General features: G+C 30.8%; 28 protein-coding genes. 17 read left to right on the plus strand and 11 right to left on the minus strand.

The features are described from left to right. A complete protein-coding gene (locus K4897_RS06165) occupies nt 1-660 on the plus strand; it encodes a DUF5612 domain-containing protein (RefSeq protein ID WP_019264948.1) in 660 nt (219 codons plus the stop codon). Here the strand turns inward: K4897_RS06165 and K4897_RS06170 are convergent. Together K4897_RS06170 and K4897_RS06175 are read right to left on the minus strand one after the other, a co-directional pair. Next, a complete protein-coding gene (locus K4897_RS06170) occupies nt 657-1,451 on the minus strand; it encodes a Dna2/Cas4 domain-containing protein (protein WP_250415734.1) in 795 nt (264 codons plus the stop codon). The two genes, K4897_RS06165 and K4897_RS06170, sit on opposite strands and share 4 nt — an antisense overlap. A 139-nt stretch (nt 1,452-1,590) precedes the next feature. Then, a complete protein-coding gene (locus tag K4897_RS06175; RefSeq protein WP_019264946.1) occupies nt 1,591-2,664 on the minus strand; it encodes a DNA polymerase subunit beta in 1,074 nt (357 codons plus the stop codon). 126 nt (nt 2,665-2,790) lie between these two features. Here K4897_RS06175 and K4897_RS06180 point away from each other — a divergent pair, with 126 nt between their 5' ends. The 10 genes from K4897_RS06180 (at nt 2,791) to K4897_RS06225 (ending at nt 9,957) form a co-directional block, all read left to right on the plus strand. Beyond that, on the plus strand, nt 2,791-3,384 hold the full coding sequence (locus K4897_RS06180) for a DUF366 family protein (protein ID WP_019267926.1): 594 nt from the start codon (nt 2,791-2,793) through the stop codon (nt 3,382-3,384). Nucleotides 3,385-3,396: 12 nt separating this feature from the next. Then, on the plus strand, nt 3,397-3,918 hold the full coding sequence (locus tag K4897_RS06185) for a 6-carboxytetrahydropterin synthase (RefSeq protein WP_250415735.1): 522 nt from the start codon (nt 3,397-3,399) through the stop codon (nt 3,916-3,918). A gap of 2 nt (nt 3,919-3,920) precedes the next feature. Beyond that, nucleotides 3,921-4,625: a 7-carboxy-7-deazaguanine synthase QueE gene (locus K4897_RS06190; protein WP_250415736.1), complete on the plus strand. Its 705-nt coding sequence runs from the start codon at nt 3,921-3,923 to the stop codon at nt 4,623-4,625. An 83-nt stretch (nt 4,626-4,708) separates the two neighbouring features. Beyond that, entirely contained in the window at nt 4,709-5,647 is a 939-nt protein-coding gene (locus K4897_RS06195; RefSeq protein ID WP_250415737.1) for a CBS domain-containing protein, read from the plus strand. Nucleotides 5,648-5,729: 82 nt separating this feature from the next. Then, a complete protein-coding gene (locus K4897_RS06200) occupies nt 5,730-6,548 on the plus strand; it encodes an HPP family protein (RefSeq protein ID WP_019264941.1) in 819 nt (272 codons plus the stop codon). 94 nt (nt 6,549-6,642) lie between these two features. Further along, the gene (gene pheA / locus K4897_RS06205; RefSeq protein ID WP_250415738.1) at nt 6,643-7,449 is read left to right on the plus strand and encodes a prephenate dehydratase; all 807 of its coding nucleotides are present in this window, start codon (nt 6,643-6,645) and stop codon (nt 7,447-7,449) included. A 62-nt stretch (nt 7,450-7,511) separates the two neighbouring features. Then, nucleotides 7,512-8,183 carry an endoglucanase gene (locus tag K4897_RS06210; RefSeq protein WP_094516361.1) on the plus strand — a complete coding sequence of 224 codons (672 nt, stop codon included), beginning with the start codon at nt 7,512-7,514 and terminating at the stop codon, nt 8,181-8,183. A gap of 20 nt (nt 8,184-8,203) precedes the next feature. Continuing rightward, complete coding sequence (locus K4897_RS06215) at nt 8,204-8,773, plus strand: PsbP-related protein (RefSeq protein ID WP_019264938.1); 570 nt, start codon at nt 8,204-8,206, stop codon at nt 8,771-8,773. A 29-nt stretch (nt 8,774-8,802) separates the two neighbouring features. Continuing rightward, nucleotides 8,803-9,309 (plus strand): flavoprotein, encoded by a 507-nt coding sequence (locus K4897_RS06220; RefSeq protein ID WP_019267922.1) that lies wholly within the window; start codon nt 8,803-8,805, stop codon nt 9,307-9,309. A gap of 27 nt (nt 9,310-9,336) precedes the next feature. Continuing rightward, nucleotides 9,337-9,957, plus strand: coding sequence for a phosphopantothenoylcysteine decarboxylase (locus tag K4897_RS06225; RefSeq protein ID WP_256468730.1), 621 nt, complete (start codon nt 9,337-9,339; stop codon nt 9,955-9,957). Between the two features lie 333 nt (nt 9,958-10,290). On the opposite strand, the gene K4897_RS06230 is transcribed toward K4897_RS06225, so the two are convergent. Continuing rightward, nucleotides 10,291-10,932, minus strand: coding sequence for a fibrillarin-like rRNA/tRNA 2'-O-methyltransferase (locus K4897_RS06230; RefSeq protein WP_019264935.1), 642 nt, complete (start codon nt 10,930-10,932; stop codon nt 10,291-10,293). Nucleotides 10,933-10,935: 3 nt separating this feature from the next. Then, the gene (locus tag K4897_RS06235; RefSeq protein ID WP_019267921.1) at nt 10,936-12,099 is read right to left on the minus strand and encodes an NOP5/NOP56 family protein; all 1,164 of its coding nucleotides are present in this window, start codon (nt 12,097-12,099) and stop codon (nt 10,936-10,938) included. Between the two features lie 134 nt (nt 12,100-12,233). Between K4897_RS06235 and K4897_RS06240 the strand changes: the two genes are divergently transcribed. From K4897_RS06240 to K4897_RS06260, 5 genes are read left to right on the plus strand one after another with little or no spacing between them, the layout of a single operon-like run. Further along, a complete protein-coding gene (locus K4897_RS06240; protein WP_019265714.1) occupies nt 12,234-12,791 on the plus strand; it encodes a hypothetical protein in 558 nt (185 codons plus the stop codon). Nucleotides 12,792-12,850: 59 nt separating this feature from the next. Next, entirely contained in the window at nt 12,851-13,762 is a 912-nt protein-coding gene (locus K4897_RS06245) for a dihydroorotate dehydrogenase (protein ID WP_250415739.1), read from the plus strand. Between the two features lie 3 nt (nt 13,763-13,765). Continuing rightward, nucleotides 13,766-14,572, plus strand: coding sequence for a dihydroorotate dehydrogenase electron transfer subunit (locus K4897_RS06250; RefSeq protein WP_019264930.1), 807 nt, complete (start codon nt 13,766-13,768; stop codon nt 14,570-14,572). Nucleotides 14,573-14,587: 15 nt separating this feature from the next. After that, entirely contained in the window at nt 14,588-15,634 is a 1,047-nt protein-coding gene (locus K4897_RS06255) for an AI-2E family transporter (RefSeq protein ID WP_094516356.1), read from the plus strand. A gap of 3 nt (nt 15,635-15,637) precedes the next feature. Continuing rightward, entirely contained in the window at nt 15,638-17,425 is a 1,788-nt protein-coding gene (locus K4897_RS06260) for a DNA-directed DNA polymerase (protein WP_250415740.1), read from the plus strand. A 12-nt stretch (nt 17,426-17,437) separates the two neighbouring features. Here the strand turns inward: K4897_RS06260 and comC are convergent, their stop codons facing one another. The 4 genes from comC to psmB form a co-directional block, all read right to left on the minus strand. Next, the gene (comC, locus tag K4897_RS06265; RefSeq protein ID WP_019264927.1) at nt 17,438-18,466 is read right to left on the minus strand and encodes an L-sulfolactate dehydrogenase; all 1,029 of its coding nucleotides are present in this window, start codon (nt 18,464-18,466) and stop codon (nt 17,438-17,440) included. Nucleotides 18,467-18,493: 27 nt separating this feature from the next. Further along, nucleotides 18,494-19,513, minus strand: a complete 1,020-nt coding sequence (purM, locus tag K4897_RS06270; RefSeq protein WP_250415741.1) for a phosphoribosylformylglycinamidine cyclo-ligase — start codon at nt 19,511-19,513, stop codon at nt 18,494-18,496. Between the two features lie 89 nt (nt 19,514-19,602). Next, a complete protein-coding gene (locus tag K4897_RS06275) occupies nt 19,603-21,513 on the minus strand; it encodes a beta-CASP ribonuclease aCPSF1 (RefSeq protein ID WP_019264925.1) in 1,911 nt (636 codons plus the stop codon). A 128-nt stretch (nt 21,514-21,641) separates the two neighbouring features. Further along, on the minus strand, nt 21,642-22,256 hold the full coding sequence (gene psmB, locus K4897_RS06280; RefSeq protein ID WP_019264924.1) for an archaeal proteasome endopeptidase complex subunit beta: 615 nt from the start codon (nt 22,254-22,256) through the stop codon (nt 21,642-21,644). 206 nt (nt 22,257-22,462) lie between these two features. Between psmB and K4897_RS06285 the strand changes: the two genes are divergently transcribed. Next, entirely contained in the window at nt 22,463-23,200 is a 738-nt protein-coding gene (locus K4897_RS06285) for a class I SAM-dependent methyltransferase family protein (RefSeq protein ID WP_019266700.1), read from the plus strand. Here the strand turns inward: K4897_RS06285 and cofG are convergent. From cofG to mptA, 3 genes are read right to left on the minus strand one after another with little or no spacing between them, the layout of a single operon-like run. After that, the gene (gene cofG, locus K4897_RS06290; protein ID WP_094516352.1) at nt 23,187-24,269 is read right to left on the minus strand and encodes a 7,8-didemethyl-8-hydroxy-5-deazariboflavin synthase subunit CofG; all 1,083 of its coding nucleotides are present in this window, start codon (nt 24,267-24,269) and stop codon (nt 23,187-23,189) included. The genes K4897_RS06285 and cofG overlap by 14 nt on opposite strands. A gap of 3 nt (nt 24,270-24,272) precedes the next feature. Further along, a complete protein-coding gene (locus K4897_RS06295; RefSeq protein ID WP_019264922.1) occupies nt 24,273-24,713 on the minus strand; it encodes a DUF2120 family protein in 441 nt (146 codons plus the stop codon). 4 nt (nt 24,714-24,717) lie between these two features. Then, nucleotides 24,718-25,653 (minus strand): GTP cyclohydrolase MptA, encoded by a 936-nt coding sequence (gene mptA, locus K4897_RS06300; protein WP_019264921.1) that lies wholly within the window; start codon nt 25,651-25,653, stop codon nt 24,718-24,720. Nucleotides 25,654-25,710: the final 57 nt, after the last annotated feature.

A 25,710-nucleotide genomic window follows, 5' to 3' on the forward strand; every position in this document is an offset into this window, starting at 1 on the left:
ATGGAAAATTATAGTTTAACTATTAAATCTGACGAAAAAAAAGGAGTTTTAGATGATATTACTTCAATTATAGTTGCTCATGAAGTTAATATTAGCTATACTCATCTTTTCATTGAAAAAAATAATGTAGGTACAATAGATTTAGAGCTTGAAAATGTAGAAGATATTGATTCATTAATAGCTGATTTGGAATTGCTTAAAGAAGTCAAGTCTGTAGAAATTCATTCTTCCCAATCAAATATTTATGGAAAACGGATTATTATTGTTGGTGGGGGAGCGCAAGTATCTCAAGTAGCTTTAGGAGCAATTACTGAAGCTGATAGGCATAATATTCGTGGAGAACGTATTAGTGTAGATACTCTTCCGATTGTTGGTGAAGAAAATATAGCTGAAGCTACTGATGCTGTATCCAGACTTCCAAGAGCACATGTTTTAGTATTGGCAGGTTCTTTAATGGGCGGAGAAATATCTGAGGCTGTCAAAAAAATAAAAAAAGAAAAAGGTGTAATTGTAATTTCCTTAAATATGCCTGGAAGTGTTACAGAGTATGCAGATTTAATTATAACTGATCCTGTACAGGCAGGGGTACTTGCTGTAATGGCAATAGCTGATACTGCAGTCTTTGATATTAAAAAACTTCATGGAAATATTAAATATTAATCTTTTGTACAAATTGCATAATATTCGCAGTTTCTACACTTTTTTTCATTTATTTTTACTTTTGGGATTTTTTTATTAATTATAATCTCTTTAACTTCATTCAATACACTAAATAGTCCTTTTCTAAGATTCATATCCATAATTACAGGTCGTTTATCATCTATTTTTGAATATTTTACAAATCCTACAAAAACTTCTGTGTCAAATTCTTCTTCAATTAAAATGGCATTTGCAGCTAGTTCTATTGCATCGGAGTCCCATATGCCTTTAAGTGGTGGTTTTGAACTTTTAAAACTTATTGGATAATATTTTCCATCAATAATTTCTATTTTATCACATATTCCAACTAAATCAAGTTGTTTATCTTTCATTAGGTAGGAATACATGCAATTTGGGAAAAACATCTCAACAATTTCCATTCCGTTTTTGTCCAGTATATTCATTGCTTTTTTAGCTTTGAGGGATAATATTTTTATGTTGAAATAAGTTTCATCTGTTATTTCACCTATCTGTTCTTGCGTAATGTCTAATTTTAAATTCTTTATGGTATCTATGTTATTTTCTGTGTATGCAGCTATATTTTGACCTAAAGCAGTTTCTATTTCATTTAAATCCATACTTTTCTTTAGTTTACGCATATTTTTCTGCAATAAATCCTGAATATCTATTTTAAGATTTTTAATTTCATTATACAACTGATATTCATTATTTTGAGAGATGTCTACATGTGTTTTTAGATATAATTTCATTGGGCAGTACATATGCATTTTTATTGATGATATATTTATCATTTTTTAACCTCTTTAAAATCGATATTATTGATTAGAATTCAGTAATATAAATAATAAGAGGTTATAAACTGTCTAAATTCTTTAAAATTAAGTAAAAAAAGAGAATAGCTAATAATATTTAGCTATTAAAACAATTTTATCATGCCGGACTTTCTTTGAGTTTGACATATTCGTCCATGGATTCTCTGGTGGTTCCAACAACAAGTCTGTAGGAATCGTTTTTACCTTCACTAATGACTTTTTCGACTTTTCCTTTAGCTATGACATGTTCTTTGTCAATAACTTCGCCGGCATATGTATGGGTAAATGAAACAACTTCAGATATTGGCGCTTCAACTCCATCAAGTATTTTTAAGTTTTCAATAGTGTATAATGAAGGATTATCAAATGCACCAAGTGCACTTGCAATATCACATTCGATTTGAGCTATTCCTAATGGTTCATAAACAGTATCTCCCCATTTGCCGCTGATTTCATCATAATTTTTAGTGCATAAAATATCAAATAGGGTTCCGTCTATAGTTCCTCTGTTTCCTTTTCTGTTTTCATACCATTTGAATTCGTCCATAGTCAAACTGGAATCTTTCATACGTTTGTTGTAGACTTTTTCCCAGAATTCATCTACAATTCCTTTTACAGTGATATCTTTGTCAATTTCATCAATATGGACATTTTTACCTTTATTTTCTCTAAATGCTTTCATAGCTTTTCTATGATTTTCCAGTCCGAAGATTACAAAGTCAATATCAGAAACATCTTCCTTGTGAAGTCCTGGAAGGATGGATCCGGAAATTCCTAAGTTTTCATAAGGTATGTCTGCAACATAATGGAAAAAGTCACTTACATCCATTAATTTAGCCATTATTTCAGGATTTTTTAACTCTTCTCCTTTATTGAAAGCATCTCTAAGTTCAGCTAGTCTTTCTTCAGGTTTAATAATTTTAGCTACTTTGTCTTTAGGAACACCCATCATTTCAACATTTGTCACATCACAGAAGTATAAATAGTCTGGATGATTTTCTCTTAAGTAACTGTAAGCTTCATCAGATGTAACTTTTCTGTATCTTTTACCTTCTTTTTCCCTGTCTCCATTTGGGTCAGGTATATATCTTAAAAATGAGATAAATCTATCGTCAGGATGGACATAGTTTGTAGAAGCAAAAAACAGTCCATCAGTTGAATAAATAAAATCTCTTGTTCTAACTTGTTTCATAAAAATAACTTCCTTGTTTTATTATTATGAAATTAATGTTAAACTTAATTTTCTATTTAATTTTCACTTCTTATTTTTCAGCACTTCACAATATTTTTATATAAAAATAGTATCTAACATTAAATCATGACTATTATTCACAGACATATTGATGATATTTTCGAGTATGATGGAAGTCAGATTAATCCTTCCTGGGCTTTTAATGAATTTGGAATTTACGGATCATCTGTTATTACTTGGGTAGGTCCTGTAAATATCACTCCTGATAATTTAAAGGATTTTGCAGATGTTGGACTTGAAATTAAATCTAATTATATGATTAATTTTATTTGTGAATTTTTTGACTGCCAACCTGCAAACATGAGAATAGCTTACCTTCGCCAAAGACTGCTTGTTATGATTTTTAGAGAAGTTCTATTTGAAAAAGGAATTGTTTCTAAAAGGGAAGGTGATGATATCTTTGTGGAAAATAGAAAATTAAGTATTTCGATAGCTAGTGCATCTTTAAGTTCCATGAAAATACATTTTGCTCTAAATTTAGAGGATAAGGGAACTCCAGATGATGTTGAAACTATTGGTCTTTTCGATATTAAAGATGAAGCAGGTAATCAGATATTTAACAAAGATAACTTAACTGACTTAGTTAATGATGTTGCCGGCAGATATATTGATGAATTAGAAACAATTGAAAAAGATATTAGTAAAACTAACTTATTATAAGATGGTGATTTTATGAAAATTATGATTAATGGTATACAATCTAATTTAAGGTTCTCTTCAGCTCATGTTATTCCAGGTCATGAATCTTGCGGTTATATCCATGGACATTCTTATTTTGTCGATGTGGAAATTGAAGGGGAACGTGCAGGAGAATTTGAATTTGTAGTGGATTTTAAAGATGTTAAATCATATACTAAAGCAATCTGTAATGAATTGGATCACAGATTATTAATTCCTGTTTACAATAATTTAATAGATATTAAAGATTTTGATAAAAAAACAGATTCCATTTTTGATTTAAAAGAAGAAAAAACAGTTTATTTCAAAATAGCTGGAAAAGGATATTCAATTCCTAGTGAAGATTGTGTTTTCTTACCTCTTCCTTATTCTTCTGCTGAAGAGTTATCTAAATTCTTTGCTGAAACATTAGCTAAAAAATTAGCTGAAAAATATGATAATCTGGAATATGTTGCAGTTGGAGTTAATGAGGGAATCGGACAGGGTGCAGTTTATAAAAAAGTGCTTGATGATTAATTATGAAAGCTCCAATAATTGAAATTTTTTCAAGTTTTCAAGGGGAAGGCCTTTTCATAGGTCAAAGACAGATTTTTGTTAGATTTGCAGGTTGTAACTTAAATTGCAACTATTGTGATACTAATGACAGTAAATCTGAAAAATCAGGAAAATTAATGACAGTTGAAGAAGTTTTAGCAGCTATTGAAAATATCAGAACTCCTGACTGCCATGTAATTTCTTTTACTGGTGGTGAACCTAGTTTATATCCTGAATTTATTAATGAAATTGCTAGCAGGACTGATTTGAAAATTCTTCTGGAAACAAACGGTACTTTACCTGAAAAAATTAATTCTATTGAAAAATTAGACATTGTATCATTAGATATTAAATTACCTGAACATTTTAACAATGATTTTGATAAAGATATTTTTATCAACGAAATCAAATCAGTAAATTTATTAATGGCAAAGTCTATAATGTTATATTGTAAAGTAGTTGTATTGCCTTCAACAAAAACAAAATTAATTCAAGAGGTAATGGAAAAATTATCTAATAATATTTCAAGCAAAAACAATCTTCAAATAATTATCCAGCCATCCAGTCCTTTAGATGATTGGGGTAATTCTAATTCTAATTCTAAATTATTTGAATTTTCAGAAATTGTTGGGCAATATTTTGAAGTATCCACCATTCCACAAGTACACAAGATATTGAATATTGAGTGAATGTGGAAATATTTTTTGTTTTGAATTTTTATTGAATTGTTTTTTGTTAGGCGTACACTTAGAACTACTAGAGGTGTGATAAAATGAAAGATAAATCATCCATTTTAAGAAAATCTATAAAGATGGGCTCAGTCGAGCATGAAACAAAAGTTTCTAATAAAGAAGGAGAAATCATGGCTATTGCAACCAAAGACGTGATTTCTATACCTCCAACTAAAAGTATCAAAGATACTGCTAAAGTAATGATGGAACATGAGTTTAGGAGGTTACCAATAGCTGATCCGGGTTCTGGTAAGGTTTTAGGTATTGTTACAGTAATGGATATTTTGGATTTCTTTGGTGGAGGAAAGAAATTTAACATTATTGAGAAAAAATACGAAGACAACTTTTTAGCAGCTATTAATGAACCTATTAGAGAAATTATGACTCGTGATGTAATTTGCCTTTCTAATAAATCTTCTATTAAGGATACTATTGAAACAATGTTATCTAATCAAATTGGTGCTATTCCTCTTGTAGATGCTGATGATAAACTTGCAGGTATTGTAACTGAAAGGGATATTGCATTATCATTAGCTGGTGTATTAACTGAAGATGTTGCACAAGATTACATGTCTACTAAAGTATTTACAACCACTCCTGGAACTCCAATTGAAAGTGCTTGTAAGATAATGGTTAGAAACGGATTAAGAAGAATACCTATTGTTGGAGGTGAAGCTGACATATCTAATGCAAGTAAAAAATTATTAGGTATAGTAACTTCTACTGATATTATTAGGTATCTCAATGCAAAAGAATTATTTGATAACTTAAATTCTAATGCTGCTTCAGAAGTATTGAAAAACATAGTTTCTAATATTATGGCAGAAGATCCAATTACTGTATCTCAAACAGAAAGAATTGGAGATATTTGTGCATTATTTGCTGAGAAAAATATTGGTGGTGTACCTGTAACTAAAGATGATGAAATTATAGGTATCATTACTGAAAAAGATATATTAAATGCAATTAAAACATTATAAACTTTAAAAAATAGGAGTATTTTCCTTTTATTCCTATTTTTCGATGATGTAATTTATTCGTAACTGAAAAGGAGATGATAATATGCAAATAAAAAACTTGATGTCTGAAGATTTAATCACTGTTGATAAGGATCAAAAACTTTCTGATGGTTTAAAATTATTGGCTAAAAATGATATTTCACGTTTGCCGGTAATTAATACCAATAAAGACCATCAAAGAGAATTGGTGGGAATTATTTCAGAAAGAGATGTAGCTGATAAATTAGGTTCTTCAAGATATGAAAATATGCCTGCATCAAGACTTCATATTTCATCTGTTATGGTTAAAGATGTAATCTCTGTTGTTGAAACAATGGATTTGGCAGATGTTGCAAATTTAATGCTGGAAAATGGTATTGGTTCTGTACCTATAGTATCTGATGATGATATGATGGTTGGAATAGTTTCAAAAGCTGATTTTGTAACTCTTGCAGTTGGCAGGGCATTTGATAAAATAACTGTTAAGGAAGTTATGTCTGATAGTATTAAAGCAGTATCTTCACAGGAAAGGTTAGTTCATGCAAGAAGAATCATGATTGATTCCCGTGTAGGCAGATTGCCTGTTATTGATGGAGATGAGCTTGTTGGTATGATGACTTCAAAAGATGTTATGAAAGCATTTATCAATTTCAGAAAAAATGTTCCTGAAAAATATCAGAAAACTCAAATTAAAGAAATTTTAGTTGAAGAAGTCATGTCTGATAATCCGTTGTCTATTTCAAAAGATGCATCTATTTCCGAAGTGGCTAACACAATGATGGATACTGGTTATAATGGATTACCTGTTGTTGAAGACGATAATGTAATTGGTATTATAACCCAAACAGATATTTTAAGACTTATAGCTAAATTGGAGTCTTAATTCAAAATTTAATAGCTAATATTTTAGCTATTTTTTCTTTTTTTATTTTTCACAATAAACTTTTTAACTGTTAAATAATATAACACAAAGTATTATGTGTATTAATATTTCATTTTTAGGTCCAAAAGGAACTTTTACTCATGAAGCGGCCCACATGCTTGGGAAAAATTTAGTTCCGTACTGCACTATTCCTGCAGTGATGGAAAGTGTTTCAGGGGGGGAGTGTCAGTTTGGAGTGGTACCAATTGAAAACTCTATTGAAGGTCCTGTGGGACTTACTTTAGATTCTCTAGCTCATAAATTTGATTTAAAAATATTTAAAGAAATAGTAATTCCAATTAATCAAAATTTAATTGTTAATCCTGAAACGACTATGGATGATATAACTGATGTATACTCTCATTCTCAAGCAATAGCTCAATGTCAGGAGTTTATTCAGAGTAATAAAATAAGTCCTCATTATGCTGTAAGTACGGCAAGTGCAGCTAAAAGTATTTTGGGAGATAAAACAAAAGCAGCTATTGGAAATTCTAAAGCTGCTGAGATTTATGATTTGGTAATCCTTAAACCAAATATTCAGGATATTGATAATAATGAAACACGTTTTGTTGTTTTATCGAAAAATGATCATGAACCTACTGATAGAGATAAAACTTCAATAATATTTTCTATTTATGAAGATAAACCAGGAATGCTTTATAAGATATTGGGAGTTTTTGAAAAAGAACATGTTAACTTAACAAAAATTGAATCAAGACCCTCTAAAAAAGGTTTAGGCAAATATTTATTCTTTGTTGATTTTTATGGTCATAGAACTGATAAAACAGTTCAGAATATTTTAAATGAACTGGGTGGGCTTACTTACTTTTTAAAAGTTTTAGGTTCTTATCCGGAGTTTTAGAAAAAACTTTAAATTAGTGATTTAATAAAATAGTATTATGATAAAATTCATGGATGGTATACATGCCAAATGATAAAGAGAAACTTCTAAGAGTTATGCGTAGTTTGGATGCAGACTATGCTCATGGTAAGATTTCTGAAGAAAAATACAGATATTTTCGCTCTAAATATGAAGATAAACTCAATACATTAGATGCTCGTGATGCTACTAATAGAATTAGGTCTATGCAGGGTAAACCATCTGGTAAAAGAAAAACTAACCCTAAACCTCCTAAGCTTAATAGAAAGAAAAAAGAGGAGCAAGATTTGGTTCAAAAATATATTATTAATCCAAAAAAAGGTGATAAATCTTTAAATAAAGAGAAAAAACAACCTATGGATAATAGTACTTTTAGATTAGTTGCAGTTTTAGTTTTAGTAATTGGATTTACTGCAGGCATCGGTTACGGAGTTTTAACTTTTGACTTTGGAAATATTTCAGTAACTGATGCACAAGCTATTGTTGAGGATACAGCATTTCCTGAAGTTGAGGAAGTTAAAGTAAATGATACGAGTAATGATTCTGTTCAAGTTGGAGATACTTACACTTCAGATAATTCATATGATAGTGGAGATACATACTCTAGTCAAGGTTCTGAAAATTATGATTCTGGGTGGAGTGAGGATTCTGGGTCAGGAAGTGGTTCTGACACAGGAAGTTATGAATCTTCAGGTGCTGGATCTGAAGGTGGATAGAAGTTAATTATGGTGAATTTATGAAGAAAAATATTATATGTGGAGTTATAATAATTGTAGCAATTATTTGTGTGTTTGGATACTTGATTATGAATAATGTATCTACTTCTGACATTACTGGAGGTAGTGGTGATAACACTACCAAAATGTTAAGTTCTTCCAAAGGAGGGGTTATGGTTCAATATCCTTCTGACTGGGTACTTTCTGAATCGACTTCAAATGATTCTGTAATTGCTCTTGCAAAATCCGACTCTATAGATTCATCTAAAGTAGGGCAAGTTACCATCAATGTTGAAAAACAGCCTATTGAGGGAAGTTTTGATTCATTTATAAATCAAACTTACACTGCAATGCAGCATGATTCCTCTTTTAATTTGACATCTTCTGGTCAGGTTTTAATTGGAGATAAGAATGCTACTGAATATGTTTATACATCTAATATTAATGGAGTAGTTAAAGAACACAAAGCTCTATGGTTTGATAAGGGCGACCAAGCTTATGTTGTATTGTATAGTGCACCAATTGATAAATTTGATGAAAATCTAAATTCATTTAATTATATTTTAGAAAATATGCAAATTGGTGCATAATTCTTTTTATTTTTTTAGAGGTATTTTTTATGATTATATTATGTGTTACGGGTAGTATTGCAGCTACTGAATCTATTAAATTAGCTAGAGAACTTAAAAGAAATGATGTGGAAGTTAAATGTTTTATGAGCGAAGCTGCTTGTGACATTATAACTCCAAATGCTATGGAATTTGCAACGGGTAATGAAGTAGTGACTGAGTTGACTGGTAAGATTGAGCATGTTAAATATTCTCAAGAGGATTTGATATTAGTTGCTCCAGCTACTGCAAATACTATAAGCAAATTTGCATATAAGATAGCTGATAATCCAATTTCTACACTTTTGATTACTGCATATGGGCATGACACTCCAATTTTGTTTGTTCCGTCAATGCATGATTCAATGTTTAAGGCTATTAAAGGCAGCATTGATAAAATTAAAAAAGAGGGCTCTGCTTCATTTATCAAACCTAAAATGGATGAAGGTAAAGCAAAATTCCCAGATAAAGAAGATATAGTTTTAGAAGCATTAAGAACAATTAATTTAAATAAATGAGGTGGTTTTATCCACGAAAAAGTTTTAATAAGTATGGGTGGAACTTATGAACCGATTGATCCAATAAGAGGAATAACTAACAAGTCCTCTGGAAAAATGGGTTTGGAATTAGCTAAACAGGCTTATATTCGTGGATTTGATGTTACATTAATTGTAGCTAATGTTAGTGTAAAAATTCCTTCTGTATTTGATGTTATTAAAGTTGAAACAGCTGGAGAAATGAATGATGTGATTAAAGAATTAATTCCTACACAGGATATTTTTATTTCAACAGCTGCTGTTTCTGATTTTAAATTTGAAGATAAGGAAATTCATAAAATAGATTCTTCAAAAGCATTGTCTATAAATTTAAAGCCAACTATTAAAATCATTCGCCAAATTAAAGAACTGAATCCCAATATCTTTTTAGTTGGATTTAAGGCCGAAGTTAATATTTCTAAGAAAGATATAATAGCCAGTGCAAAGCAGCAAATTAAAGATGCCGGAACTGATTTGGTAATAGCCAATGATGTTAGTGACGAGAACTGTCATTTCGGTTCAGACAATAATAAGGTGTGGATTGTAGATGATGATATTGTAAGTGTTCCGCTATCTTCAAAAAAAGAAGTAGCCAATATAATCTTTGATGTTATTTTGGAAAAATTTTAGTGATGTTTTCACTGTTTGAACCTTAAAAAGTAATACTTTTTTAGTTAAAATAGCTTTTTTTAAATATTTATTAAAATTTTGATAAAAATAAGTATTTTTTAAAAATAAGTTCATTCCTTTAGGAATTACCAATTTGAGTGATTAATAGAGTGATTTTTTCCCTAAAGGCATTTAAAATGAACTTTTTTTTATTTGCATTAGCATATTGTATATTTCATTTTATGTTATAAATAGCTATCGAAGTAATACTTTTTTCAGTATTTTGACTTATTTTTTTAATTTTCTCTTTGTCCTTTTTTTAAGCTTTTACAAGTGTAGTCGGGATATTTTTTATTAAAAATTTTTCTCTACTACAAATGCAATATGGTCTTTTTCGTAGGGTTCCAGTTTTACTTTTTCAATAATTTTAAAACCATTTTCTCTTAATTTCTTCTCTTCTTCTTTAAAAATCTTTTTAGGCTTTTGTACAACATCAATACTTCTAGCTTTAATCATTAATATTCCTATGGCATTATCTTTCCCTATTAAGTTCATATTTTTCATAAACAATTGACTTTGTGTTGGTTGAGCTACATCGCAGTATACAATGTCTGCTTTTTCAGTTATATTCAAATAATTTTTAGGTTTGGTAGCATCTCCTAAAATCGGAGCAATATTAGTCCTTTGTCTGGCTAGTCTGACTAATTTTTTAGCTGTTGTTGGTGAAAATTCAACTGCATATATTTTTCCGTCAGTTACTATGTCTGAAATGTGTGAAACTGTTGTTCCAGTTGATGCACCTAAGTATAGGACTTTTGCATTTTCAGGAATCTCTAGTTTTTCTAATCCATTTAATAGAGCTGCAGCTAATTTTGACCTTCTGGGATTCCATATTCTGTATTCTTCATTTTCCTGAATTAATTCTTCCCCATAAACTGAAATTCCAGGTGTTAAATTTTTGGTAGCTATTTGTCCGTCCTTTAAATAAACTTTCATAGCTTATTTCCTCCTTTTATTTTTTCTTCTTTTTTTAGATTTCTGGTGTTTATTTTTAGATTTTGAGCGCTCTTCTTTTCGTTTTTTAGTAGTCTTTGTTGGAAATGGATTTTCTTTTTCTATCTGTTCTGCTTTTCTGATAAATTCTTCGTAAATATTCGGATCAAAATCTTTAGTGAAAATATCTTTTCTGCATGCCAGTGATATTTTAGATGCAAGCATTCTAGCTATTTTTCCACGATTCCACCAGTTAGCTCCTCTAATTTGTGGATGCTGGTAAATTAAACCGTATTTTGGAGGTCTGTCACCACTTTTCAAATGTCTGAACAATGCTTTTTCAGCACCCATTATCTGAACAGTACTTGAAGGATAAGTAGCTAATCTTTTAAGTCCTCCTGCATGGGATATTAATTTAGCACCAAGTGAAGCTCCAACTAACAGTTTCAAATTCGGTGCTAAGGATTCCATTTTATCTTCAATGTAATTTTCAATAGCTTTCCTGCTTTTTTGCAATTCATAAATGGAATTTGCATAATTATTCATTATGTCTAAATCCTTCTGATTAATTTCCTCATCATAATCAGGGTCTATTAAAAATACATCGGGTTTGGCTTGGATGATTTTTTCTTTAGTTTTGTTTTCAGCTATTAAACGGACATATGTTTCATTATTTTTAATTACATCCATTTCAGGGAAATACAAAGCATACCATTCTCTAATGCGTTCAATTAATTTGCTGATAGATTCATCAATTTCGTCAATGGAGTTTATAGCTTGAATAAGATGTTTATCTTCTGATTTTGATGCTTCTTTCATTTTAGCAATAGCTAACTGCTGATAAACTTCCAGGCAGTTTTCATCAACAAATTTTTCTAAATTGCTTCTTAAATAATCTCCACCTGCATTAGGTGTTTTAATTTCTAATTTATCAAATGAATTTAAGCTGGAATAATCAGAGATTCTTTTATTTGATTCAATAATGATTTTATCATAGTCTTTTGAAACTTCTTCAATAATCTCTTTTTCCTGTGAATCTATTTTTTTATTTTCAATTTCCATCAGTGCAGTTACAATACTTTCTTTTGGAAATAATTTTTTTGCTATTAATTCAAAATCCTCATTAAAAGCTAAAAATCCCTTAATGCAATAGGTTATATAACATTCCATATTTTTCCACTCAAAATGACTTTGTTAATTTAATACTAAATTTATTGTAACTGATATATTAATATAGAGAATTGCAAATATTTAATTGATTTAAAAGATATAGTTTAATTGAATATTTTGTGGAATTGGAAATCATGACTAAAGCGAATTATAATAAAAAGAAATTTCAGGACCTTAAAGAAACAATTGAGCTAAGAAATGCAGAAATTGATGAGCTTAATATGCAGTTAGCTACTAAGGATAAGGAAATTAACAAGTTTAAAAATTACATCACTAAACAAAAATATGAACTTAAAACACTGGAACTTAAAGTGGATAGTGAGATTAACAATGAAAAAGCTAAAATTAAAGAGTTGGATAATCTTCAACAGAAACTTAAAGAAAAACAAGATATAATTGATGATAAACAGGATCAGATAAAATATTTAAGAACTTTAATTGATGACTATAAATTGCAGATGCATAATAATACTGAAAATCTTGAAATTCAGTTAAGAAAAATTTCAAAAACTTATGATGGACTTTTAGCACAAAAAGATTTAATAATTGAAAAACAGGATGAAAACATCAAATCTTTATTAAAAGATAAAGAAGAAATTATTAAATCTAATAAAACCAATGTAATAAGTTTAAAATTACAAAATGACAAATATCGTGAATTAATTAAGAAATATGAAGAAAAACTTGATTAAGAATGTATAAATGTTTTATAATACATAATTAATTTTATATAAAAAATTTTGGTGTAATCATGTTGAGGACAAACGTTTGCGGAGTTGAATTTAGAAATCCTTTAATGTTAGCTGCAGGAGTTATGGGGAGTAATGCTTCTTCTATGAATTGGATTTTAAAATCTGGTGCAGCAGGTGTTGTTTCTAAATCTTTTTCTTTAGAACCTAATCCAGGTTATGTAAATCCTACAACTGTAGGTGTTGAATGTGGTATTATTAATGCTATTGGCCTTTCAAATCCTGGTGTAGAAAACTTTAAGGAAGAACTTAAAAGAATTGATAGAAAAGGAAATGTTTCAATAGCTTCAATTTATGGAGCAACTCCTGAGGAATTTAGTAAGTTAGTTTTGGAAATTGGAGATTATGTTGATATGATTGAATTAAATATTTCATGTCCTCATGCTATGGAAGGTTATGGTGCATCTATTGGTCAGGATGCTAATTTAACTCATAAAATTGTTAGTGCTGCTAAGGATAGTGCAAATAAACCAATAATAGCTAAATTAACTCCGAATGTTACTGACATTGTTGAAATAGCTATGGCGGCTCAGGATGCAGGTGCAGACGCCTTGACTTTAATCAATTCATTAGGTCCTGGAATGAAAATCAATATTGATGTTGCAAAACCTGTTTTGTCAAATAAGTTCGGTGGAATGAGTGGTAAGGCTATAAAACCAATAGCTCTTCGTAATGTCTATACAGTTTATGATAATGTGGACATTCCAATTATTGGTGTTGGAGGAATTTCAAACTTTGAAGATGTTGTTGAATTTTTATTTGCTGGAGCCAGGGCAGTTCAGATTGGTACTGTTATTATGGTTGAAGGTGTAGAAGTATTTAGCAAAATTAACAAAGGTTTAGAAGAATTTATGAATAAAAAAGGTTACGGATCTATTGATGAAATGATTGGCCTTGCACATGAGGAGTTGTAATTTATGAATGATGTTCCACAAATTGTTGAAATTAATGAAATAATTGAAGAGACTCCGACTATTAAAACTTTTATCTTTGATTGGGATATGGATAAGTTTGGTGTTCCTTCTCCGGGGGAATTTGTAATGGTTTGGAACTTCCATAATGAAAAACCAATGTCTATTTCTTTAATTGACAAAGAAAATTCAAGATTAGCTATCAGTGTTAAAAATGTTGGTGAATTTTCATCACAGCTTCATGATTTGAAAGTTGGAGATAAAATAGGTATTCGAGGCAGCTATGGAAACGGATTTTCAAATGGTTTAACTAATAAAAAAATTTTAGCTATTGGTGGTGGGGTTGGAATGGCTCCGATTAATGCAATAGCTAGTGATTTACTTAAGAAAGGCAATTCTGTCGATGTCGTTCCGGCAGCTGTTACAAAAGATGAATTATTGTTTATGGATTCATTAGAAAAATCCGGTGCTGATATTTATCCATGTACTGATGATGGAAGTTTTGGCTTTGAAGGATTTGCAACAGATTGTACTGTAAGTTTACTTGAAGATAAGTCTTATGATTTTGCATTTGTTTGCGGTCCTGAGATAATGATGAAAGGGATCTATGAAATACTTGAAGATGCTGAAATAACTGCAGAATATTCTCTAGAGAGATACATGAAATGTGCCTTAGGTATATGTGGTCAGTGTTGTGTTGATAATACTGGGTGGAGAATTTGTGTAGAGGGTCCGGTTTTTAAAAATGAGAAAATAGAAGAAATTTCAGAGTTTGGAAAATACAGAAGAAATGCTGCAGGAATAAAACAGTAATTAAATGTGATTCTAATGGAAAAAGACTTAAAAGAATATATAACTCCTCCAGTACTGTTAGTATTGTTCCTGCTTGGAATATCAGTAATGATTGTATCTCCAGTTTTGAATATGGTTATACTGGGGGCTATATTAGCTTATGCTATTCGCCCATTAGCTAGAAAAATAACTTCTAAAATAAAAATCAAATCAATTTCTATTTTTCTGGCTGTAATTTTAGTTATGATTCCATTGGTTATTTTAATTGCATATGTCATTTCAGTAATATCTGGTGTTTTATCTGAGGTATTGATAGTTAATCCAACTGGATTTAACTTAAATTTGGATACTATAATTAATCAGATGATTAATAACTTACCTGCTGATGTAAGTTCAAGTATTGATGCTGCAACAATTAAATCATCTTTATCTACTTTCATAACTGATATAGGAAATGTTATATTGGATTATATTGTAAGTTTAGCTAGTAAACTTCTTTCAATTTCTGTAGATCTATTTATATTATTTGCATCAATATATTACTTTATTCGAGATGGGGACAAATGTTATAATTTTGTTGAATCATTTATACCTCGGGAAAGTAAGGATTTCTTTACAAGAACCGTAAATTCTGTTAAAGATGTTTTAAAAAGTATATTTTATGGACATTTTTTAACTTCTTTAATTATTGGTATTATTGCAGCTATAGGGTATTCATTGCTTGGATATTCTCAGGGTGTATTTTTAGGTGTGATTACAGGTATTTTCCAGTTAATTCCAGTATTCGGGCCTTGGCCGATTTATTGGACATTAGCTATTGTAGATTTACTTTCTGGAAATTATGTAAGGGTTGTAATAGTACTTTTATTTGGATTTTTCCTTAGTTTAAGTGATATGTATATTCGACCGGCTTTGTCCAGCCATTATGCAGATATTCATCCTTTAATTTTACTTATAGGGTTTTTAGCAGGTCCATTAGTTTACGGAATTGTTGGATTTATTTTAGGCCCGTTAATATTAGGTATAACTTATGCTGTTTTGGATAACTTCAGAATAGAACTTAATAAAAGCAAAGGGGAATAAACAATGGAAAAAAATGTTGTTATTTTAGATATTGACTATGTTACTTATGAAAATAAGCCTGTAATTCGTTTATTTTCAAAAGATAAAGATAAAAATATAGTTTTATTGGATGATAGCTTTGAGCCTTATTTGTATGTCGCTCCTAAAGATAATGTTAAAAAGTGTCAGGAACAGATTCTGGATACTTTAGATGGTATACATATTGAAGAGGTTATTAAAAAGGATTTTCAGGTGGAAAAAACATTTTTAAAAGTGACTTTTTTAAATCCTCAGGAATTAGCTAAAAACAGGGATGCTTTACGTGATTTGGATCAGGTGGACCATATAAGAGAACATGATATTCCTTTTTATAGAAGATATTTAATTGACCGTGATGTTATTCCAATGACTGAAGTTAAAGCCTGCGGGGAAAAAATCGATTCTTTTTTAAATTTGGATTCTAAAAAACACGATTTGGAAATTATTAAACTTACCAAACCTCTTGAAAGAGTGGGGGATGATTTACAGGATTTCAGAATCTTAAGTTTTGATTTGGAAGTTAGGAATCCTCATGGAATGCCGAATTCTGAAGTTGATGAAATAATTATGATTGGAGTTGCCAGTAATTTTGGAATAAATCAGGTTATTTCAACTAAAACAAATTCCGAAGACAGAGATGACTTTGTTAATCAGGTAGCATCTGAAAAAGAAATGATTGAAACATTTATTGACATAGTTAAAAAAAGCAATGTTGATATTATTGTAGGATATAATTCTGATAATTTTGACTTTCCATATCTTAAGGATAGAGCTAAAAGTCATGGTATTGACCTGGATTTGGGAATGGATGATTCTAATATTAAATTTATTAGAAGGGGTTTTGCAAATGCAGCATCTTTTAAAGGTTTAATCCATGTTGATTTGTATCTTGTTATGAGAAGATACATGACTCTGGAAAGATATACTTTAGAAAGAGTTTATTATGAATTATTCGGGGAAGAAAAGGTCGATGTTCCTGGAGAGCATATTTGGGAGTATTGGGATAGTGATTCAACACAATTGGACGATTTATTTGATTATTCTTTAGATGATGTTGTCTCCACTTTAAAAATTGCTCAGCAGACACTTCCGCTTAATCTGGAACTTACCCGTATTGTAGGTCAGCCTCTTTTTGACTTAAGTCGTATGGCTACTGGTCAGCAAGCTGAATGGTTTTTAGTTAAGGAAGCATATTTTGACAATGAGGTTGTACCAAACAAGCCTGGAGGGTCAAACTTTGCAATTAGGGCAGCTGAAGAAGATAATGAAGGGGGATATGTTAAAGAACCTGAAATTGGATTACATGAAAATTTAGTGCAGTTCGATTTTAGAAGTCTGTATCCAAGTATAATTATTTCAAAAAACATTTCTCCAGACATGCTGGTTGTTGGAGATGTTGAAAATAGGGAAGATTACAATATTTCTCCTGAACATGATTTAAAATTTAAAAAGAATCCGAAAGGTTTTATTCCATCAGTTATATCTAAAATTCTCAATGAAAGATTTAAAATTAAAAAAGCTATGAAAGCATCTGTTGATCCTACTGAAAAAAAGACGTTGGATGTGCAGCAACATGCTATAAAAAGATTAGCTAATACTATGTATGGTATTTATGGTTTTCCCCGCTTCAGATGGTATTCTTATGAATGTGCAAAAGCTATTACTTCATGGGGCAGGCAATATATTAAAAGAGCAATGAAAAAAGCAGAAGATTATGGTTTTTATGCAATATATGCAGATACTGATGGTTTTTATGCTAAATATAAAAAATAGTGAAGAATAAATTTATTCTTCTAAGTAGGAATCAAAGTCGATATCTAAATCGTCACAGATTTCTTTTAATTGTTCATATAATTTTTCATCTATTTCCATTCCATTAGCTTCAGCATTAGCTATTTTTTTAACTTCTAAATCTCCTGGAATTGAAACATTTTCTCCTGCAGCTCTTGCCTGATTACAGAAATCTGTAGTTTTTGCTTTGAAATCTTCCATTGAACCGAATTTACTTGGATCAATAGCTATGTATAAATCTCCTTTTGTACAGTTTTTAGTTGGTGAAGCTGTACCAGTTACTCCTTTTCCATATTCAGCATTTACTAAAGGTCCGGTTAAAATTTCAATCATAAATGCTAATGCATATCCTTTAAATCCACCAAATGCTAAAATTGAACCTTCAAGGGCAGCTTCTGGATCAGTTGTTGGGTTTCCGTCTTTATCAAGTGCCCAACCTTCAGGTAATTCTAATCCTTTTCTTTTTGATTCTAATATTTTTCCACGTGCAGTAACTGATGTAGCCATATCTACTGCAATGTATGAATCACTTGGAATACCGATAGCGATTGGGTTTGTTCCAATAAGTGCTTCACTTGCACCAAATGGAGCAATTGCAGGATCAGTATTTGCAAGTACAGTTCCAATAACTCCTTCTTTAACTGCAATATCTGAGTAAAATCCAGTTACTCCGAAATGGTTTGAATTGTGTACACCTACACATCCGATACCTACTTCTTTAGCTTTTTTTACAGCTAATTTCATAGCTTTATATGCAACAGCTTGTCCAAATCCGCTGTTACCATTTATTAAAGCAATAGCAGGAGTTTCTTTTTCAATAGTTATGTTATCTTTTAAGTTTATAGTTCCTGATTCAATACTAATCAAGTATTGTGGGAATCTGCCAAGTCCGTGTGAAGTAAATCCTTTTAAATCTGCATCAATTGTAGCTTCTGCTACCAATTCGCTGTCTTCTTCGCTAGCTCCTAATTTTTTTAATATTTCTTTTACAAGAGCTATTTCATTATCTTTCATTATTTTCATGTTTTCACTCTCCTTATAGTTATTGAATCAGTATGTAACTTCGCTGCCTTCAAAAGTTTTAACGGTAATTTTTTCATCATCAGTTACTTTACCGATAATTTGGCAGTTACAGTATTCTTTTAAAGTTTTCATTATTTTTTCAGCTTCATTTTCACTGGTAATTACAACAAAACCGACACCCATATTGAAAACTTTGTACATTTCTTCAAGAGGGACATTTTGTTGGTATATGAGTTTAAATATTTCTGGAGCCTCTGGAAGGTCATAAATATTATATCCCACACCTTTTTTCAAGCGTCTAAGGTTAGTAAAACCTCCACCAGTTATATGTGCTAATCCATGAATTTCGTATTCTTCTTTAAATAAAGCAACTATTGGTTTGACATATAATTCAGTTGGTCTTATTAATTCTTCTCCGATAGTTGTATCACAATTAGGCATTTTGTCATCGATTGAAAAGCCGCCATCATCAAATAATGCTTTTCTAGCTAAACTATATCCGTTTGAATGGATACCATTACTTTCAATGCCTATTAAAACGTCTCCAGCTTCAATATCTTCTCCAGTAATAATTTTATCCACATCTACAAAACCTATTCCGGTTCCAGCTAAATCAAAGTCTTTTATTATTCCCGGAAGTGATGCAGTTTCCCCACCAATTATTGAAATTCTGGATTCTTTTGCTCCTGTTACAAGACCTTCAGCTATTTCTTCGGCTCTTTCAGGATCAGGTTGTTCTACTGCAAGATAATCTACTAGTGCTATTGGTTCTGCACCGACACAAAGAATATCATTTACAACCATAGCTATGCAATCTATACCTACAGTATTGTATTTGTTCATCATTTCAGCAATTAAAATTTTACTGCCTACTCCGTCAGTACTCATTGCAATAGCTTTATCGCCTAATCTAACTAAAGCAGCATAATGTCCGCTATCAGTTATTATATCTCTATATTCCAATGTTGATTTAAGTTTTGATGCAAGTTTTGAAACAGTAACTGCTTCAAGGTCAATATCAACACCGGATTCTGAATAAGTAACCATTTTTTTAACACCTAGTGGTATTTTTATTTTTTAAAATTAATAAAAATTTAAATTATATTATTATATTTATCTCAATTAGTATTTATTTATTAGTGTATTCTTACACTGTCTAAATTCACAGGACTTTTGGTTTCAATTTTATAACTTCTATGTATTGATGAAGCCAAGTCTGTTGTTTTATAAGGGTCTCCATGACAGGTAATGACTTTATCCGGTCTTGGATTAAGTCTTTTTACATAATCCATTAATTGACGCCTATTGGAGTGTCCACTAAATCCGTTGATAGTTTTGATTTCCATTTTAACATTGAATACTTTTGTTTTATTGTCTTCTTCAAGAGGCACTTCTTTCCATCCTTTTTGGATTCTTCTACCTAATGAACCTTCAGATTGATATCCTACAAATATTAATGTGTTTCTGTCATCTTCACATAACCATTTAAAGTATTCAACTGAATTACCTCCAGTTAACATACCTGAAGTGGATAAAATAATTGCTGGACTGTTGCTTTCAACAATATCTTTTCTTTGGTCAAGATTTTGAACTTTATTAAACATATCTGAGATAAATGGATTTCTGCCCATGTGGAATATTTGATCTCTTAAATCTTTACTTAAATATTCTGGTCTTGCAGTATGGATGGCTGTAGCTTCCCAGATCATACCGTCGATGTAAATAGGAACTTCATCAATCATTCCATGTCTCATGTATTCTTCAAGCACTACCATAAGCTCTTGTGCTCTTCCTACAGCAAATACTGGAACTAAAACTTTTCCTCCTCGTTTTAAAGTTTTGTAGATAGTTTTCATCATTTCTTTTTCTGCAGAGTTTCTTGAAGGTTGTATGTCTTCACGACCACCGTATGTACTTTCCATGATTACAGTTTCAGCACGTGGGAATCTGAATGTTGCAGGTTCAAGTAATCTGCTTCTTTCATATTTGAAATCTCCAGTATAAACTAAATTATGAGCTCCGTCACCAATATGCATATGTGAAATAGCTGAACCTAAAATATGTCCTGCATTATGGAGGGTTAATCTAATATCTGGTGAGATATCAGTTACTTCACCATAATCTAAGGTTATTGTATGTTTAATAGCTTTTTGCACATGTTTTACATTGAATGGTAAAGGATTACCTTCTCTGTGAGCAATATCTAAGTGATCAAGCTGTAAAAGTGTTGTTAAATCTCTTGTTGGAGTTGTACAGTAAATTGGTCCTTCATATCCATAATGATAAAGATATGGTACAAATCCGCAGTGGTCTAAGTGAGCGTGTGAAATAATGACTGCATCTAACTCTTCAATTGAAAATTCAGGAACATTTAAGTATGGAAATGCGTTTTTATTATCTGATGCAGCTACATTGACACCACAATCTAATAATACTCTACTGTTCGGGGTTTGTAAAAGCATTGATGAACGTCCAACTTCTTTAAAACCACCCATTGAGGTTACTCTAGCCCAATCATTAGGATGTTTGGTACCTTGATGTATTTGTCTACCAAGACGCTGCAACATTTTTTTCCTGTCTTTACTGCTACTTTTTAAGGTAGTTCTGATTTTTCCAATAACATCGGAACTTATTGGAGGTGTTCTTAAAATCTTAGGTGCCCATCCGGTATTTTTAACAATTGTTCTTGAGGTTACACCATATTTTCCAATAACAAGTCCCGGTTTTTTTGCAGTGATAACTACTTCGCAAGTAACTGTATCAAAGTAAATGTCTGTAATTTCTGCTCCTTCAGGAACTATTTCATGAACTTTTTTAATTGTTTCTTCAGGACCTAATAATGCACTTTTATCAGATCTGATAATGATTCTTTTTCTAAGTTCTTTAGCTAATGATCGTATAAGATCGCCATTGTCAGTTATAATTTCTGGGTTTTTAGTGTAAAGTACCACTTCAGGACCTTCAAATTCTACTTTTGAAACCTGAGCATTTTTTGGTAACTTGTCCATTATTTCTTTTTTGATATCTTCTAAAATCTCTGAAGTCATATAATCCCTTCAAAAAAAAGTATTGTGTAAATATAGTCCATGAAAAAGCTTGTTTGCTATAATTAGTTAAAAACTTCATAAACTATTTACACATTTATATAAAAAGTAGTTAGTTATGAAAAATAGTCTTATATTTTCGCTACAATATCATTAACCTTTTCCTTATCTAACATTTCAAAGCCGTCTTTAGTTACTTTAGCTACTAAATATCCATTTCCTGAAAATGTGTCACGTTCGCTAGCAGCTTTGATAGCTCTTATAGCTATTTCTAATCCTTCGTCAGTTGTAATTTCTTCATGGTATCTGTCTTCGAGAACACCATATGCTACAATAGAACCTGATCCGGTGGATATGTATGTGTCTTTAATCATGCCTCCTGCAGGGTCAAGAGAGTATAATGAAGGTTTATCTCCATCCATTCCTCCAAGTAATGTTTGCACATACATTGGGCCGGAACGTAAAATGTTTGCTGTTACTGATGCAGCAGCTTTTACACTCATGTGGTCGTTATTTCTCATTTGATAAAGAGAAACTTCTGCTTCAATTATTTTCATTAAATTTTGAGCATCTCCAACACTACCAGCAATGGTTGTTACGATATGATCATTTATTTTAAATATTTTTTCTGCGACTTTATGAGCTACAAGGTTTCCCATACTAGCTCTTCTTTCGCTAGCAAATACAACACCATCTTTACAGGTTATTCCTACAGTTGTTGTACCTTCTAATATTTTATCATCCATGTTAAACACCTCATGTAAGTATTTAAAATATTTGTATTTTTCAACTATATTGTAGGTTATACATAAATTTTATATAAACACGTAATTTTTAATTATTAATATTTATAAAATCAGAATCAATTAATTAGTATAAACTAACTAATATTACATTATGTATTTACATATATAAAGTTTTCTTTTTAAGATGCTTTAATGGAGTTTTGTTAATGAAATGGAAAAAAATAGGCGATATTTTAATATTAGACAATAAATTCACTGTACAATCAGATACACAATTAAAAGAACTTTCAGATAAACATAATGTAAAAACCATTATGAAAGTTGACCATATTTATGGGACTAAAAGAGAACCTGTTATAAAATTATTATATGGTAATGATACTGAAACAATCAACAAAGAAAATGGATGTCTTTTTAAATTGGATTTAAAAAAAGTAATGTGGTCAAAAGGAAATAACAATGAGAGAATAAGAATAGCTAAACTTGTTGAGGATAATGAAACAGTAATTGATATGTTTGCAGGAATAGGTTACTTTTCAATTCCAATAGGAGTTCACAGTAATGCAAAACAGATTTATTCGATAGAAATTAATCCTAATTCATTTCATTATTTAAAGGAAAATATTAAATTAAATAAAATAAGCAATATTACTCCTTTACTTGGAGACTGTATAAACATAACTCCGGATTATAAAGCAGACAGGATTATAATGGGATATGTAAAAACAACTCACCATTATTTAAAAGTAGCTATTGATAGCTTAAATAAAGGTGGAGTTATTCATTATCATGAAACAGTTCCTGAAAAATTAATGGATATCCGTCCGATAAATAGAATTAAAGAACTGGCTGGAGACAGGCAGGTGGAATTTTTAAAATTAAATAAAGTTAAGAAATACTCTCCGGGAGTATTTCATGTAGTATGTGATGCTAGGATAAATTAGCTATTTTTTCAAGTAAAGTTTTATTTAGCCATTTATCATTAACGTATTTTTCATAAACACACAATCTTTCGATTAATTCAAATCCGGCATCTTGTGTCAGTCTGTTTAATTCATTTAGAGTTGGCCAGGGAGAGGTCGGATTTACATAATCATGACTTACTGGAGAAACACCGCCCCAATCATCTGCACCGCAAAGTAAAAATATTTGGGCAGTGTCATGGTTTAAATTAGGTGGGACCTGAATGCTCACGTCTGTATCCTTAAATAACAGTTTTCCAGCCATTACTGTTCTTACCATATCTAAAAAAGTAGGTTCTTCCCAATTTTCCATTTCAATTCCTGGGCTGGTGGTGAAATTTTGGATAATTACTTCTTGAATGTGCCCGTATTTATCATACAGGTCTCTGATAGCTAATAATGACTCAGCTATTTCTTCTTTTGTTTCACCAATTCCAATTAAAATTCCGGTAGTGTAAGGTATTTTAAGTTTTCCTGCATTGGCTATTGTTTCTAATCTGATTTCCGGGTTTTTACCCGGACTTTTATTATGTGCTATTGTTTTCATTAATCGTTTAGATGTACTTTCAAGCATCATACCCATAGAAGCATTAACTTCTTTTAGCTTTTTTAGATTTTCATAGCTAAAATTACCACCATTTGTGTGAGGTAGTAAGGTAGTTTCATTTAAAGTCATTTTACAAATATCAAAAACATAATCTACAATATTTTCATACCCGAATTCAGCTAATTTCTGTTTTACTGATTCTTCTTCATCAGCATCTTCCCCAAATGTAAATAAAGCTTCACTGCACCCATATTTTTCAGCTTCTTTTAAACTAGCCAATACTTCATCTTTTGTTTTTAGAATAATTGCAGTAGGATCATCAGGAGTTTTTTTAAAATTACAGTAACCGCAATCATTTTTACAGATTTCAGTTAAGGGAATGAAAATATTTTTAGAGTATGTAATAAGGTTATTCTCCCGATATTCTGAAGCTTTGTTCATGAAATCAATAATCTGACTGTCAGTTGATTCCAATATCTGGAGAATTTTTTCTTTTCTTTGCATGTTTTATTCTTCTTTTTCTGAAACTGTTACTTCAACATATAATGGGGGGTATCCATGTTTATCCTGCCATATTGCAATTACAGCATAACAGCATGGTAATTCGAAAGCTTTATACTCAACTATAAGACCCATAGCTTCAAGTTCTTCCTGCATTCTTTCTAGGCCATGTTTGTCTATATTTGTTGTCTGACCTTCGCTTTCCTGTATGCTTTTATCACCGCTTTCTAAAAGTTTGGTGATTTTTTTAGAATCGGATTCAATTTCTTTACCGTTTATTATGCTTCCAATTTCATTAAGCTTTGAGTTAAAGTCATTAACATCTAATGTTTTTCTTGATCTTCCTCTAACGATTAGGATTTTGTCATTGTCAATTGCAGGTCTTGATCCTTTAAATGCATCAAAAAACCCCATTACTTCTCCTGCTACTTCATAAAACTTTTGCATTTAATCAGATCCTTAATTCTTCTTTTAATTCACCCATTGTCGTTACTTTTTCTGCAAAAGCATTGTGTCTGTGGATACTTTCATGATTTTCCTGACGTGATGTGATTAGAGTGTCTTTCGGAAAATCAGCATATTTTTTAGCTATTTTTTCCATCATATTTCTTACACAGTCTTCGACAAAAACAGGTTTTTTATGAGCATTTAAAACTGTAGCATTTTCATCCGGTCTTTTTAATAATTCGCAGACTGGGGAGCTCATGGATTCTTCTATTATTTCTATTATGTCTTCACCTTTAACTTCTTTGCCTTCTGGAACTTCAATTAATAAAGTTCCAACACCTCTTTGATTGTGGGAAGCAAAAGTCACAGTATCTAATACTTTTTGTGTAGTTTCTTCATCTAAAAATTCCAATAATTTATTTTTGTCTGATTCTTTTACAGATTCCTGAGCACATGGGCAAACAGTCATTCCAATAACTTCAGCTCCAATGCTTTTTCTAATTTTAATTTCACCATCTTCTCTGTAACCAATAGCTTTAGCTTTAAGTTTAGCCATTTCTTGTGTTTTATTTTTAGTTACTGGTGATTCTCTCATAAACATATAATCAGTAGTCATTGATATTTCAACACGTTTTGCATATTCGTGTTTTGACATCATTTTACTCACGATTTTTGCGCATAATGTTTCTACTTCCACTGAACTGTCATTAGCTACTTCATCTAATACTTCACTAATTGCTTCAGGGTTTCTAGACATATGCACTCCTTTTTGATCGTTTGGTAAGTCTACAAATGCATCAAATGTAGGTACTAAAATTATAGGTCTTTTGTTATTTCTTTCGAGTTGCAATAATTTTTTAACTCCAGTTACACCTACTCTTGTTAATTTAATAGGTATGCTGGGAGTATCATCTTGGGTGTCAGGTAAACAAACTGCCATTTAATAACCTCTATTATATAATTGATTTTTAATGTTATGTTTTTTGAAACTTATATA

It is taken from the genome of Methanobrevibacter sp. TLL-48-HuF1 (assembly GCF_023617305.1).
Classification (GTDB): Archaea; Methanobacteriota; Methanobacteria; order Methanobacteriales; family Methanobacteriaceae; genus Methanocatella; species Methanocatella intestini.